Raw genomic sequence first — 14,240 nt, forward strand, 5'->3', positions numbered from 1 at the left:
ACACAGTAGTAAAGTTGAGAGTAGAAAATACAATGAAACTACTCTCACAATTCTACGGTTCCATTTATGTTTAAATAAGGCTATCATTTTAAGTCATTTTGAACAAGCTGAACTAATGTATATTCTTGCCACGTTTTTTCTGATTGTTGGGTAAAATAATCTTCGTATTTATCTTTAATACTAATTTTTAAATCATAGTCTACACTCTTCTCTTTAGCATATTTGTATAGCTGAATGCTATTAGTATCTCCCAAACCGATGAGGTAATGAATATCAGGATTTTCAAGTGTGCTTAAGTTAAAATAGGTAATAGTTCTATCCCATGGTATGGCTGCACTGATTACCAAACAGGTAAATACCGTAGCAATGTTTGAACGCACTAAATAAATAAAGCTTTTTACTTCCGCCACTTTAATATAAGCTGTAATTAAGCCGGTAAGGGTAAGCAGTAGATATACAAATACACCAATACGCTTGTAGGTAAGACCTAAGGCTTCAACATAGGTATAGTTCTTGTATGTTGTAAAAACAATTAATATAATGTTTAGCGAGATCCATGCGTATGTAAGTGTTTTTATTTGTGTATTCTCTTTGTAGAAGTTGAGGTTTCCTCTAAAGAAATAAAGAATTAGTATAATGGCTAGTACTATAGAGAACATTAATGCATACACCCCTTGGTGTACAGATGCCGAATATTCTGAATTAGAGATTTCGTTTTTTTGGAATAGGTAAATTCCGTCTGTTACTAAAAAGAATATCAGTAATAAATTAAGGGCGAAAAATATAAACGAGCCTAAGGTATGCTCACTTTCCAATTGCTTTTTTTGCCCAATGATTTCTATTTCGGACGGAGTCTTCAATTCGTTTTTTTGAGATGCATCCACCGCAATTATTTCTTGTGCATCTAATGGGCGCAAAATGTTAAGAAATATAATGTACCCAAGAAATGTAAAGAATACCCACGGGATGCTTATAAATTCAAAATTGATTTGATTTACAAGGTTCTCAAAAACAGGATTAGCATTTTTGTACAGCGTAGCGAACAAAATGAGTAATGCCCCTGCGAAAAAACTACCTTTTAAACGATTAAGTAATTTTGGTGACGTCTCCTTTTTTATATCTTTTTCGTTGACTGAATTTTGTCTTTGAATGAAATTCGCAATACTTGCTATTAGTAGGTTCATGAAGCCTAATAGCCATGAGAGGTATAAGGATGTCTGGTTAGAAATAGATTTACCTACATAGACCATTAATGCCATAAAATGAACAAATATGGTAAACCCTGTAGGATTGATCAATACAAAAACCGATGTAAGAATATAAGTGAGGGCATAAACCCATGAAACGTTACGTGTGCCTTTAAGTGTGGAAACAAGTGCGACTACCAATATGGAAATTAAAAATAAATTTAGTCCAAAGCTTTTACTGTAGAATAGTAAACTAAAGGCTAATGCAGATAAAAGTGATTTTATATGAACGTTCATAATATAATGTATTTAGAAGGTTATTAATGATTTTATTTTTGCAATTATTAATAAGAGATAGTAACCAAAAATTAGGTTTACTGTCTTACGGGTTTTTGAGTTTTAAGATAGTTTTAGTATCATGATTTTAAGGAATTAAAAAAGTGGACTTTATCCGTTGGATGGGTTGGTTTAGCAGCTTTTGAAAATCTAATTGATGAAAGGGTAGCGCAGATTTTCCACAGTTATATTTAGATGAAAAGTATCTCCAATACTCTGGATACAGCAAAGAGCCAATAGATATGACCGTAAATAAATAAAGACTTCTTTTCCCATTTCCCATTAAATAAAACTGCATGCTTATTTCTTCAGGAACCGTAATTCCAGTTCCGGTGAGTACATGAAATACATCATGACTCTCTAGTTTTTCTTGTAACTGAAAGCTGTTGGCAATAAGAAATTTGCTCATATGATAGCCTAATGAGTCACTTGGATATTCTTTTAATTCTTCAGCATTAAATTGCCAAGCTTCATTCTTTTTGAAGTATTGATAGGGTACCACACTCCAATTATATAATTTTTCTAATATAGCTGCTCTCATTGTTTGTGTTTTTAAAAGTACTTTGAATTTCAAAGTTAACGGTAAAAAAAATATACTACTTACCTATTAGTTTTTCTAAAGCATTAATATGCTTCTTAAACTGCGCTTTACCAAGTGGGGTTGCAGAGTAGCGAGTATTAGGTTTTCTACCTATAAACTGCTTTTCCACTTTTATGTATTCTTCTTTTTCAAGCGCTTTGGTATGACTGGCTAAATTGCCGTCTGTAGCACCTAAAAGCTCTTTTAGCATTTTAAAATCAGCATAGTCGTTCACCATTAGAATAGACATAATTCCCAGTCTTATTCGGTGATCAAAAGCTTTGTTTATGTTGTCTATTAAACTCATATTTCAATAGCTAGGCTAATCTTAATTTCTGTCGTACTTATAATACATTAATGCTCCATAAAGAATGTGGCAAACGCCAAACCCTAAAGCCCAAAAATACAATCCATATCCTATAAATTGCGTACTAACTAGTCCTATTCCTATAAAAACCAAACCCATATATCTAACATCTCCCATAGTGTACTTGCTTGCGTTAACACAAGCCAAACCATAAAATATAAGTGTTGCCGGAGCAACTAGACCAGCAATACCTTGTTGCATAAGTACCAAGCAGAAAAGTCCGCCTACTACTAACGGAATAGCAAAATTGAATACTAGTCGCTTACTGGTGCTGTCCCAAATTTTCTCTCCACTTTTTTTAGACTTTTTCAAGGTCATAATAAAACCGGTAATAACTGCTGCCACCAAAACTGCAATAGCAATTAGCGTCAGGTCGTTAACAGTATCTGAACCATAAAGTGATGAAGACCTACCGGAAAAGTTTTCATAATTAGCAGCTGAGGTATCTTTCAGCTTAACATAAGCAAATCCCGCCCCAATTAATGCATATATACCTGCGAGTACTCCTGAGAGTCCACTTAATGAAATAAATCGTGAAGAACGATTCATTATATTCTTGATTTCGGTAATATCGTTTAGATACTTATTTTTTTCCATTTTAAAGTACTTTGAAATACAAAGTTAAATTAAATATCGTATAGTTTTACAAAACGGTGTTAAAAAAATTTGAAAATTAATTCTTTGGAGAAATGCTCCAAGAGATGGTAGGGGAGATATTTGGGGCTGTAAAACAACCTAGTGCTTTTAGTTTTAAAATTACTTCGCTTTTATTTTCTAGAGTTTTTAAAGAAACCTTTTTTGTTTCACCCGCCTTAATTTCAAAAATGGGAGCACTATCATAAAAGGTGTATTCAGATTCGTTTTCAAAAAGCAAGTTACTACTGGTACTATTTCTAAGTTCTAGTTCAAGTACCATGGTATTATTTATATAGTTAGCTTTTTCAACACTAATGCTTGCCTCTAAAAGCGGAACTAAAAATTCTTCCTTCCCAATTAATAATCCATTGTACACGGCAACCGTTCTACCTGCAAAAAGCGCTTCTTGCATGCTTGCAATACTTCGTTCTTTTGCAAAGACTAATGTAATGGGCCTGTTATTTCCTTTTTCCGTGTAATCCCAATCTATGAGTCCGTGAACGTCACTGGTACCCATTATCGTTAAATTGTGTTCAAGGGCCAGCGCCAAGGATTCTTGTGCATAGTCTACGGAATTAATAACCTCAATACCGTGTAATTCCCTTTTTTTAATACGGTCTTTTTGAAAATCACTTAAAATAGGATTACCAGTGGGCGATTGGTTATGCCAAGCAGGGTGATTCCAAAAGACAAAAGCATTTTGCTTTTTGGCTTCTGAAAATGCCTTTTCAGCCTTGTCCTGTAAAATGGGATTGGCATCTTTAATAAAAACCGCATTGTTATGGCCCATTGGAGCGCTACGGGTTATCTCAGAACCATGTACGATCATAAGGTCATGTTCTTTAGCTTCCGCTAGGGCAATGTCGTATGAACGATTCCTATCAGGGTGTGGAATGTCCTCCAAATGGGGTTGGTATTCTAAGTGTTCCGTCAAAGAAATGGCATCTAAATCATCCCTTAGTGCCTCCATGACCCTTATATTAGGCCATACATATCCATCGGAAAAAACAGTATGTATATGTAAATCGGTCTTTAAACTTTTATAACCAGATATATCTGGAAACGATAGGGGCATTGAACTTTTATGAACGTGTTCTTGTGCCCATATGTTTAGAATAGTGAAGAGACTACAAAGTATAACTAAACGAATTTTCATTGGTTGGTGGTTTTTCCAAATGTATGAAATTAGACGGTTTACCTGTGAACTAAATATATACTGTAGATTAATGAATTGTTATTAATTGGCTTTCGTCTTCTTTTCAGCCACATTTAATTTACCGACAATTAGTAGCCCTATAATACTCAGTACAATCCAAAATACATCAATGAAAAGTATTTGATCATACCCTTTTGCGTAGCTTACCCAGATCCAATTACCCGTACAGAAACCATTTACCAGTGGTATAGCTAAACCTATTAAACTACCGGAAAGCAAGGTGTATTTGTTGGTGAAATAATTGTCCTTTTTAATAATAAAGAAAATGGTAATCAATAACCAACCAATAAAGTAAAATTTATACAATAAGCTCATCCCAGCAGGGTTAATTACCTGTACCAAAACAAATGAAAGTGCAGTTATTGGGTAAAGACTTAAACAAATGGCTAAATAATAACGTACAACCGCCTCATTGAATTTCTTTTTCTTGGGGGGTATGTTTTTTTTGTTTCGTGCTGTTAACCAAATAAGTACTCCGCTTAGTATTACAAAACATCCTATTAAACCAAGTACAAAAGAGATTATGCGTAATCCGTAACCGCCATAATCACCTAAATGAAGCCTGTAGAAAATACCCTTAACGGCATCTAAATACGATGTTTTTTTAGTTGGGTCTTTAATACTGTAAATGCTATTCTCGGTAGCATTGAATATAGTGTAGCCGTATCCATTTATTTTATCTTTATAGTCTAAATTTCCACTTACCGATACATGCATGCCTGTATCTCCATAATTGAAAATATGTACCTCATTTACTTTAAACCCTTCCCAGTTGTCCTTCACCTGTTGTACCAAAGCATTTATACTAACAGGTTTCTCTAAAGGAGAATTTTGGAACTCAAATTCTGGATGCGTATATTCTAGATCTTCATATAGTTTGTTATCATCACCATCATATAATGCCAGTGCTGTTGGGGCGATTAAAAGCACTTTTAGCATAAAGAACGTACCGGTTACGGCATAAACGAATTGAAAGGGAAAACCGATAACGCCTAAAGCTGTATGCGCATCTGTCCATACCGTTTTCAATTTTGTCATAGGTCTGAATACATAGAAATTAGAAATAATTTTATCCCAATGAACTATGATACCTGTAATTAGAGCGAAGAGAAAAAAGAAAGCAACAAATCCTGATAAATAATACCCGAAAGGGTGAGGTAGTTGTGCAAAAAAATGTAGTCTGTATAAAAACTCACCTAATGAATATGAGCTTACATAATTTGTGGTAGACTTGTCTTTGGTGTTCAGATAATAAAAAGAACGAGCAGCTTTTTCTTTCGAAAGCAAGGTGTCTTTAGATGCGCCTAAACTAACTCCGATGTTCTGTTCGTTATAATAGTGTTTTAATTCAATATCTCTACTGAAAAGACTTTTTTCGTTAGACATTTGTTTAAAAGTGTCATCAAAATCCAATTGAATTTCTTCTGATACTTCAACGGTGTGCCCACGTTCCCAATTAACAATTTCATCTCTAAAGAAGGAAAATGCTCCGGTAAAGAAAATAACATATAGAGCAACACTAATTACAATGCCACTAACGGTATGCAAATGAAAGAGAATATTATAGGTTCTTTTACTCATTACACAAGTGGATTTATTGCTTTGCCATAAAACAATATAATTGCCAATATGATGGATGCCAATAGGTAAATTCCCCAAATTTTCCATCCGCTTTTGGCAAGAAAGGCGACTATCATTAAAACTACCCAAAGTATTAAAGAACTATAGGTACTGGTAATAATTACATTGACATGATCAAACCAACTGGCAATAGCTAAATGAAATAGTATAGATACCATAAAGCCACCTACGAGTGCGGCGGTTATTTTGGAGAATCGGGGCCAAAAAGAAGGATTCAGATATTTTGTGTTAGCAGGCATATTAAAGAATTGAGAGTTCCATTAGAAATAGGATCAAAATGGTTGGTATAATTGTTTTATAGGTAATAAGGTGCAAGGGTTGTAAGAGTATAACAAGGCTTGCTATGGTCATTAAGATGATGGTAAAAGTAAAAATACCTGAACCCCAACCAAATTGATATATGGTTAGGGAGCAGGCAAACAGCAGCAAGACATAACCTAAAGAATTTGCTGCTTTACTTTTCTGTTGGCACCAGTTTTCAATATATAAGTGTACAGGTACTTTTTGTCTTTTTGTTGTGGCATAGCTCAAATAGAAACCTGTAAAGCTTAGTATTAGAATTAGGGTAATCATCTGTTTTATTTAATTGTTAATGCAATACGTAGCACAGTGCCAAACAAATTCATAGTCCTTACCATTGTAGGTACCTGGTACTCGCTCTTCATAAATTGTTTCCATAGTATACTTTGTGTTCCATGGTAATGAGAAAATTACTTCACCATTTTCATCGGTTTCAAGAGTTTTACTCCATAGGTCAGAGACATAAATCTTAAACTCGTTTTTTGCGAGGGGTTTTCCTTTAAATAATACTTGTAGTTTAATTTCATCATCTTCGTTTGCCAATTCTTTTATAACTATTCCATCTTCATTTAAGGTTTTGGTTTCGCTAATTTTATTACCTACCTGAACTTTGGCGGTAGATTGGTAGTGCGTTTTAAAAATTCCGAAATCCCACTTGGTATAGTCTAAAACTTCTATGTTATCGTTATTCAAAGCAACTGTGTAGGTGCCGTTGGTTTTTGGAGTGAAATAGGCCACGTAGTAATTTTCCTTTGCGGTGGACTTAAGAGCTGTTTTTTTGCCATCTGGATGAATAAGCCACAAATTAAACTTTGAAACCGATGGGTAGTTTTCTCCTTTGACTTTTTCAATGACGCCGTGGGTGTATTCTCCAAAATAGACACGAACCTCTTGTTTTTTGTTCAAGTTTCCGGTACGGTCGGTTTCAAGCCACAAATAATGTGCAAACATGGGCGAAACGGTAAATAGTAATAAGCCTATTGTAATAAGTATTTTTTTCATAATGTATTGTTTTAAGGTTAAGCCCTCAGTAGAACTGAGGGATAACCAATTTGAACTAACTCAACAAAAACTGTCTTAGTATTTTCTAAAAATTGTAGGTTACAGTTACCCTACCATTGATGCCAGGTTCTGACTGCCAGTATAAATATGTGGCATAATTAGAGCCAGAATAGAGGTATTCATCTAGTATGTTGTTTATGTTTAGTTGTACTCTAAATTTGTCATTGCTCCAAGACAAGGCACCATCTAGCCTAAAATAGTCTGGTAATTGAGATTCATTATCTGCACCCCAAGACCAAGTAGAACGATCAATTTGATATTGATAGCCTAATGAACCACCAAACCCATGTAATTTTGAATCGTTTGAGAATTTATAGTTAAGCCATCCGTTGGTTATGTGTTTGGCATGACCGGCTACACGTTGACCAATGTTTTCTGGGTCGGTGTCTTCCGTAATTTCAACATTGGTATTGGCGTAGTTAAGAATAAGGTTTAACTCGGGAGTAATTTCGCCCTGCAAATCAAACTCGATACCTTTTGATTGTATTTCACCTAATTGTATAGAGAAATTAGGATTCTCTGGATCCGTCACCAATACGTTTTGTTTGGTAATCTGGTAGGCGCCCAAAGATGTTCTTAACCTACCATTGAAGAAACTCTTTTTTAAACCTCCTTCTATATCATTGGCATCAACTGGGTCAAATGCTTCACCACTAAAACTAACACCGCTTTGACCAATGAATGAACGGTCATAAAGTCCGTATGCGGTTAAGGTTGGTAGTATATCTACACTTAAACCTATACGCGGGGTAACTTTTGAATCTGTTTCGTCTTTACCTCTTGTAAATAAATGTGTATATCTACCGGCAAGCGTTAATCGGGCTTTGTCATTAAAGAAACCAATTTCATCTTGTAGGTATACAGAACGGTTAATGCCACCGTAATTGTAGATGTTGTCCCTGTATTGTACAGGTATAGATTTTTCAAAAACAGGTAGTTCGGTATTACCGTAAACAGGGTTGTAAATATTAAATGGCTGTTCGGTATCGGAAATGGCAAATTGATTGAAATCTGCCCAGTATTCTTTTTGGCTGTAGTCAAATCCTCCAAGTAGCTTATGGGTGATACCACCGGTTTTAAATGCTCCGGAAATATAACTTTGAAAGTATTTTCCAACGGATAAAGCATCCCAATTACTAATATATCTTACGGCATCTCCATTTTCTTCCATAGACCATACCCAAGTTGAATTTCCTACTTGATCATAGCGTAAAGAGCCGAACTTTGTTTCCCAGCTCCAATCTTTATTAAAATCATGTTTTATAGTACCAAAGAAAGTAACTTCTTGAATGTCAGATGCTGGGTAGTTGGTATCGGTAAATTTAAAATCTCTGTCTAAACTACCGTAACCATCGTCATTTGGAGCAAAAACATATGCGGCACCCATATAGCTTTCTGCCTGCTGTACATTTAGTTCTGCCGTAACGGATGTCTTTTTTGATAGGTTGTAGGTAAGGGCAGGGGCAAAGCCATAACGTTCGGCATCTTCATTACCTCTATGACTGTCGGATGTTTGGTACATGGCGTTAAAACGATACAATAATTTACCGTTTTCTGTTGCTTTACCACCAAGATCTAACGTAGCACGGTAATTGTCAAAACTACCTGCCATAAAGGAAACTTGACGAATGGTTTTCTCGGTCGGTTTTTTAGTTACCACATTATAGAATCCGCCAGGTTCACCGGCAGACATCATAAAACCTGCAGGTCCTTTTACAAATTCTATCTGGTCTACAAATGCCATATCTTCAGATAAAGGTCCCCAAGAATCTTGTACATTAAATCCGTTTCTAAAGGCCGGTAACCTAAATCCTCTCATATTTACCCTGGCAAAGTTCCCCCAGTGTTCTAACATAGTAACACCGGATACGTTTCTGATTACCCCGTCCATTATGCTAGTAGCTTGTTGGTCTTGTAGCAGTTCACTACTTATAATTTGAATGTTCTGCGGAAGTTTGGCAACTTCGGTTTTTAGCCTCAATGTTGACGATGGTGTGTTTACGGCATATTTATTATGATGGCCTTGTACCGTTACTTCGTTTAATTGTTCACTTTTTTCAGGTAATAAAACTGTTTGTATTTGTGTTACTTTATTGGCAATGACATTGGCAGAAATTTGCTCGGTTTCATGACCCATAATCGAGAATGTTAGGGTATACGAACCAGATGCCAGGTCGGTAATTTTGAATCTTCCATTAGCGTTCGTGGTGGTACCTAAACTTGTATGTGATATTGAGATATTTACATTTGCCAGTGGTTTATTGTTTTGATCGACAACCAATCCGGCTAGTCCCCCAGATTGCGCGTATGTGCTTACTGAGTATATTAAAAAGGTTAGTATGGCGTAAAGATTCTTCATTTATTATTTGTTATTTTTAATTAGTCTAAATAAATTTGATGCGAATTTATAACCTAGTCTTGGATTAGGAATGACGTGAAATGGTAAAAAAAAGACGCAATTTTACAGATGTACAGATTGTAGACTTATCTAAGTCGAAAGAAATCTCATATAGTGAAATTGCCGATTGCGTTGAGGTAGGGCAAGACCATGATATTGACCATAGGGTATACAGCATAAAAGAGCAATTTGGTCAAGGTAGTATTGATGAAATTCAATTTGAAGATGTTAGTATTACTACACTGTTCTTAAGGCTGCATTCAGATATAGTTTTAAAACAAAAGTTGACAATAGATTTTGTGCAACTCACTTTTTTAATTGAAGGGGAACGAGTAATATCTGTCGCCGATTGTGACGATATTTTTTTAACGAGTGGCGATTCGTATATGGCTAATATTAAATCGTTCAATGGTACTTCTAAAATAGCCGGAAATAAAACTTATAAAGAAATCAAAATAAGATTGTCTGCCGCATTCTTAAAGAAACATGGCTTTTTCAATGATATTAAGTTAAAAGAACTTATTGATGATAATTTAATAGTTCCCATTTCAAATGAAATGAGGAGTATTTTAGAATCTTTTGATAAATTGAATTTTGAAGGTACAGCTAGACTAATTTATTTAAAAGCGAAGGTTTTTGAAATGTTGGCCATACAAGTTTCTAATTACAAAAAAGAGCATTTTAAAAACAACTCCATTCAAAGTAGTCAAAGGGTAAAGAAACTTTTATGTGTTCAGAAAAAAATCGATCAACATTTAGAAATCAATTTTTCGGTTGCAGAATTGTCTAAAGAGGTCGGTATGAACAAGACGGTATTGAATAGGGAATTTTTACGGGTTTTTGGGCAAACGGTTCATGAGTATAGTATCAATCAAAAAATAGAAAAGGCTAAATTATTATTGGTGAATACAGATTTACCTATTTATGAAATAGCGGAACAGATAGGTTATAAAAATGCGACCCATTTTTCTGCAGCTTTTAAGCGACAAGAGGGTACTAGCCCAAAAAAATATAAAACATCGGTTTTATAGCAAGTATAGTATTAAAACCGTTAATTGATCAACGAAACACCAATGCCTAACGTAGTTTGTCTGTGGTTATAGTCAATTAAAGTCTCTCCATAACCATCAAAGAACTGTACATGTCCATTAAAGTTTTTGTGTATTGGAAAAGACCAGTTTAATTGTAAGCTACCCCTGCTTTTATCTCCTAAGTTTAGGGAGTGTCGGGCGATGGCTCTAAAGCGTTGTCTGCCCCAATCATACGTAATATCGGCTTCACCACGCCCTATGTAATCAGATATGTTTTCGTTATCATCTATTTTGCTGCCCAAACGCAACCAGGGTTTGAGCATTACTTGCCAGTTGCCTTTTTCAAAACCGGCATGTAAAGCAATACGGTTCCAACTTCTAGAAATAGGGTCAGATTGTCCGTTAGATTCATGTATTATTGATACACCGACCATTTTTGCATCAAACCCCAGAATAGGAAATTTAATAGGGAAATTGGCTATAATTTCTGGCTTGTAATTGAGTTCACGAAAAGGTCTTGATCGCTCGGTATTATAAATTTGCCAATAGGCAGTTTGTGAGTAACCCATCCAAAGGTCCATATGACCGCCTAACATATTGTGGAAAATCTTTGTTTTTAAACTGATCTGAAATTTTGCCTCCACAGCATTTAAACTGTTGGGTTCATCTAAGACTTTATCTGAATTTTCGGCTACTGGAAACTCGTTTGGGTTGGTGGAGTATTTGGCTAAGGTCATATAAATGGGCTTGTAAGAGGTAAGTATAAAGTTACCACGATGGTGCTCATCATCAAGTTCCCATAATTCGGTTAAGCTTTTACTATTGTTAAAGTACCAATTGTCATCTTCACTATCTTGTGATAAACAAATAGTACAAGCAAAAAATAACAATGCGGATAGTATTGAAGTTGTTTTTGTATACATGATGAATTTTAATGTGGCAAAATTATATATTTGATTAGAATTCATAGTCGTAATTGTGCGATATCTTAATGCAATTGATATAGATATGAACCCAGCAGAGAACTACATTTTTAATCAACCGGAACCATACAAAGGTATATTAATGCATTTGCAAATGATGATCGAAACAACCTTGCCAGACGTTGAAATGAAATTTAAATGGAATATTCCGTGTTGCTACATTGGTAAATCGCCCATTTGTTATTTAAATTCCAATCATAAAAAGAAGTTCGTGGATATTGCTTTTTGGAATTCTGCCCACCTTACAAAACATTTGAACGTACTAATTTCTGAAAATAGAAAAGTAGTACGTTCATTACGTTATAGTACACTTGAAGGTATTGATAACGATATTCTAATTGATGTATTAAAAGATGCTTACTCCGTTCGTAAAAATGGGTTTTATAAGCAGAAGGATATTTCGTAGCTAAACAAATAGCAGCTATGTTTTATGGATTAGGTAGACTCTTTTCTGAGCAAAGGTCAAATTTATATTTTCCATCCAAACATTTTATAACACAGTTTTTATTGTCTATGAATGTTTTGTTAGTGACCAAGTTTTCAGTTTCCGATTTCCAAACAGTGTCAATCCTTTTATTTAAAATTCCACCTAATTTTCTTTTATCTAAATTATATTTTGCTTCTTGAGCTGATCCAGCCCAACACTCGGCGTAACCATAAGAAATTTTGTACTCGCCTATTTCCCAGGTTGTTGAAATTTTATCATCGCATTTGAAATAAGAGAAAAATATTAGACTAAACCCAATGACTGCGGTTACTGCAAATAGTCCAACAATTACCAGGGTTTTTTGCCAATTCTTTTTCGGGAATGTCCCAATTAATAGAATAACAATTAGAGCCAAAAAACCATTAAACCACGGAATAAGATTTTGATTAGTTAAGTCCCAATCCGACATATATATTCCAAGCGCAACTATAATTACGATTAATAATATGATTAAGATTATGGTTTTTAATTGTTTCAAAGTAAATGGCAACTACCTAAAACTCATTAACAACTGCTCTCAACGCTACTAAATCTGTCAATAGTTTTTTCATTAATCCTAAATCCAGCATGTTGGCACCATCACTCTTTGCATTGGCACAATCAAAATGAGTTTCTATAAAAAGTCCGTCAACACCTGCTGCAACACCTGCGCGTGCCATAGTACCGATCATTGCTGGTCTACCACCTGTTACACCAGAAGTTTGATTAGGCTGTTGTAACGAATGCGTTACATCTAATACCACTGGTGCAAATTGCTTCATTGTGGGTACACCCCTAAAATCAACGATCATATCTTGGTAACCGAACATGGTGCCGCGGTCGGTGATGATAGCTTGCTCATTTCCAGTTTCGGTTACTTTATTAACAGCATGCTTCATACTTTCGGGACTCATGAATTGTCCTTTTTTAATATTGACCGTTTTTCCTGTTTCTGCAGCGGCAACTACTAAATCTGTCTGGCGGGCCAAAAATGCAGGAATCTGTAATACATCTACATATTCTGCAGCCATTGCAGCGTCTTGTTCTGTGTGTATATCGGTAACCGTAGGTACTTTGAATGTTTCAGAAACCTTACGTAGAATCTTTAATGCCTTTTCATCCCCAATACCGGTAAAGGAATCCAATCTGCTTCGGTTGGCTTTTTTAAAACTTCCTTTGAATACATAAGGAATTTTAAGCTCGTCGGTTATGGTCACAATGTGTTCTGCAATGCGTAAGGCCATATCTTCACCTTCAATGGCACAAGGTCCTGAAAGAAGGAAAAAATTATTACTGTCCGTATGTTTTATTTGGGGTATAAGAGATAGGTTCATTCGTCGAATATTTTTAAACAAAGATACTATTTTAAGAAGCTTACTGTTCTATTAGGATAAGATTGTCGAAATCACAAATAGGAATGAAAATTAAACAGTTTCTAATTTTAATATCGCTTGTTCTTCTAACGGGCAAAGCCCATGCTCAATTTGGTAAAAATTGTGAATTGAGGCAGGTAAAGATCAATCTTATAAATCCTGGTTTGGAATATGAAATGGCATTGGGTGCCAATACCACTTTTGATATTAAAGCGGGTATTCAAGTTGCCTTAGACCCCTTGTTGCCAGATGTATATCGTGAATTCGGAATTTTTCCTGCGGTTGCCGCACAGTACCGGTATTACTACAATTTTGAAAAACGTCAGCGCAATAGAAGACAGATCTATGGTAACTCCGCTAATTACATAGCACCCGCGGCAGCTGTTTTTTTTCCTAGTCCTAGAACTATAGAAGATGAACTTGTAAAAGGAGCCTTTGGTTATGCCGGTCTGGTAACGGGAATACAGCGCAGTTATGACTCCAGTTTCAATTTTTCGGTTGATGTTGGTGCGGCTTATTATGCAGGGCAGTTTAAAGGCGGTATTTATCCCGTGGCCAACTTAAGTATAGGTTTTATCATTAGTGAAAAACGCTGGTGCGTAGGTCGTTAACTACGTAAGTATTTTCTTAATATTTCTTTAAATCAGGTGATTATTTTTTTAAA

Annotated in this window: 16 protein-coding genes; 3 read left to right on the forward strand and 13 right to left on the reverse strand. The window is 35.2% G+C overall.

Annotated elements, in window-relative coordinates; all coding sequences use genetic code 11:
* Positions 1-83 precede the first annotated feature (83 nt).
* From ABVM52_RS12170 to ABVM52_RS12215, 10 genes are all read right to left on the reverse strand, one after another.
* On the reverse strand, positions 84-1,484 hold the full coding sequence (locus tag ABVM52_RS12170) for a DUF4173 domain-containing protein (RefSeq protein WP_405380859.1): 1,401 nt from the start codon (positions 1,482-1,484) through the stop codon (positions 84-86).
* 127 nt (positions 1,485-1,611) lie between these two features.
* Positions 1,612-2,064, reverse strand: coding sequence for a hypothetical protein (locus ABVM52_RS12175; RefSeq protein WP_405380861.1), 453 nt, complete (start codon positions 2,062-2,064; stop codon positions 1,612-1,614).
* 55 nt (positions 2,065-2,119) lie between these two features.
* A complete protein-coding gene (locus tag ABVM52_RS12180) occupies positions 2,120-2,410 on the reverse strand; it encodes a transcriptional regulator (protein ID WP_027064736.1) in 291 nt (96 codons plus the stop codon).
* Between the two features lie 21 nt (positions 2,411-2,431).
* Positions 2,432-3,067 carry a hypothetical protein gene (locus ABVM52_RS12185; RefSeq protein WP_405380862.1) on the reverse strand — a complete coding sequence of 212 codons (636 nt, stop codon included), beginning with the start codon at positions 3,065-3,067 and terminating at the stop codon, positions 2,432-2,434.
* Between the two features lie 76 nt (positions 3,068-3,143).
* Positions 3,144-4,262, reverse strand: coding sequence for an Sb-PDE family phosphodiesterase (locus tag ABVM52_RS12190; RefSeq protein ID WP_405380863.1), 1,119 nt, complete (start codon positions 4,260-4,262; stop codon positions 3,144-3,146).
* Positions 4,263-4,343: 81 nt separating this feature from the next.
* A complete protein-coding gene (locus tag ABVM52_RS12195) occupies positions 4,344-5,903 on the reverse strand; it encodes a PepSY-associated TM helix domain-containing protein (protein WP_405380865.1) in 1,560 nt (519 codons plus the stop codon).
* The gene (locus ABVM52_RS12200; protein ID WP_405380867.1) at positions 5,903-6,202 is read right to left on the reverse strand and encodes a hypothetical protein; all 300 of its coding nucleotides are present in this window, start codon (positions 6,200-6,202) and stop codon (positions 5,903-5,905) included. The genes ABVM52_RS12195 and ABVM52_RS12200 overlap by 1 nt, the downstream gene beginning before the upstream one ends.
* 1 nt (position 6,203) lies before the next feature.
* Entirely contained in the window at positions 6,204-6,536 is a 333-nt protein-coding gene (locus ABVM52_RS12205) for a hypothetical protein (protein WP_405380869.1), read from the reverse strand.
* 9 nt (positions 6,537-6,545) lie between these two features.
* Positions 6,546-7,265 (reverse strand): DUF4198 domain-containing protein, encoded by a 720-nt coding sequence (locus tag ABVM52_RS12210; protein ID WP_405380871.1) that lies wholly within the window; start codon positions 7,263-7,265, stop codon positions 6,546-6,548.
* Between the two features lie 85 nt (positions 7,266-7,350).
* Positions 7,351-9,684: a TonB-dependent siderophore receptor gene (locus ABVM52_RS12215; RefSeq protein ID WP_405380873.1), complete on the reverse strand. Its 2,334-nt coding sequence runs from the start codon at positions 9,682-9,684 to the stop codon at positions 7,351-7,353.
* Positions 9,685-9,764: 80 nt separating this feature from the next.
* Here ABVM52_RS12215 and ABVM52_RS12220 point away from each other — a divergent pair, with 80 nt between their 5' ends.
* Entirely contained in the window at positions 9,765-10,754 is a 990-nt protein-coding gene (locus ABVM52_RS12220; RefSeq protein ID WP_405380875.1) for a helix-turn-helix domain-containing protein, read from the forward strand.
* Positions 10,755-10,774: 20 nt separating this feature from the next.
* Here ABVM52_RS12220 and ABVM52_RS12225 read toward each other — a convergent pair whose 3' ends face one another.
* A complete protein-coding gene (locus tag ABVM52_RS12225) occupies positions 10,775-11,677 on the reverse strand; it encodes a phospholipase A (RefSeq protein WP_405380877.1) in 903 nt (300 codons plus the stop codon).
* A gap of 85 nt (positions 11,678-11,762) precedes the next feature.
* Here ABVM52_RS12225 and ABVM52_RS12230 point away from each other — a divergent pair, with 85 nt between their 5' ends.
* Complete coding sequence (locus ABVM52_RS12230) at positions 11,763-12,143, forward strand: DUF1801 domain-containing protein (protein ID WP_405380879.1); 381 nt, start codon at positions 11,763-11,765, stop codon at positions 12,141-12,143.
* A gap of 22 nt (positions 12,144-12,165) precedes the next feature.
* On the opposite strand, the gene ABVM52_RS12235 is transcribed toward ABVM52_RS12230, so the two are convergent.
* Both ABVM52_RS12235 and kdsA read right to left on the reverse strand, forming a co-directional pair.
* Positions 12,166-12,702 (reverse strand): hypothetical protein, encoded by a 537-nt coding sequence (locus tag ABVM52_RS12235; protein ID WP_405380881.1) that lies wholly within the window; start codon positions 12,700-12,702, stop codon positions 12,166-12,168.
* 16 nt (positions 12,703-12,718) lie between these two features.
* The gene (gene kdsA / locus ABVM52_RS12240; RefSeq protein ID WP_159303215.1) at positions 12,719-13,537 is read right to left on the reverse strand and encodes a 3-deoxy-8-phosphooctulonate synthase; all 819 of its coding nucleotides are present in this window, start codon (positions 13,535-13,537) and stop codon (positions 12,719-12,721) included.
* An 83-nt stretch (positions 13,538-13,620) separates the two neighbouring features.
* Here kdsA and ABVM52_RS12245 point away from each other — a divergent pair, with 83 nt between their 5' ends.
* A complete protein-coding gene (locus tag ABVM52_RS12245; protein WP_405380883.1) occupies positions 13,621-14,187 on the forward strand; it encodes a hypothetical protein in 567 nt (188 codons plus the stop codon).
* The last annotated feature ends 53 nt before the right edge of the window (positions 14,188-14,240 follow it).

This window comes from Maribacter sp. LLG6340-A2 (assembly GCF_045057105.1).
GTDB lineage: Bacteria > Bacteroidota > Bacteroidia > Flavobacteriales > Flavobacteriaceae > Maribacter.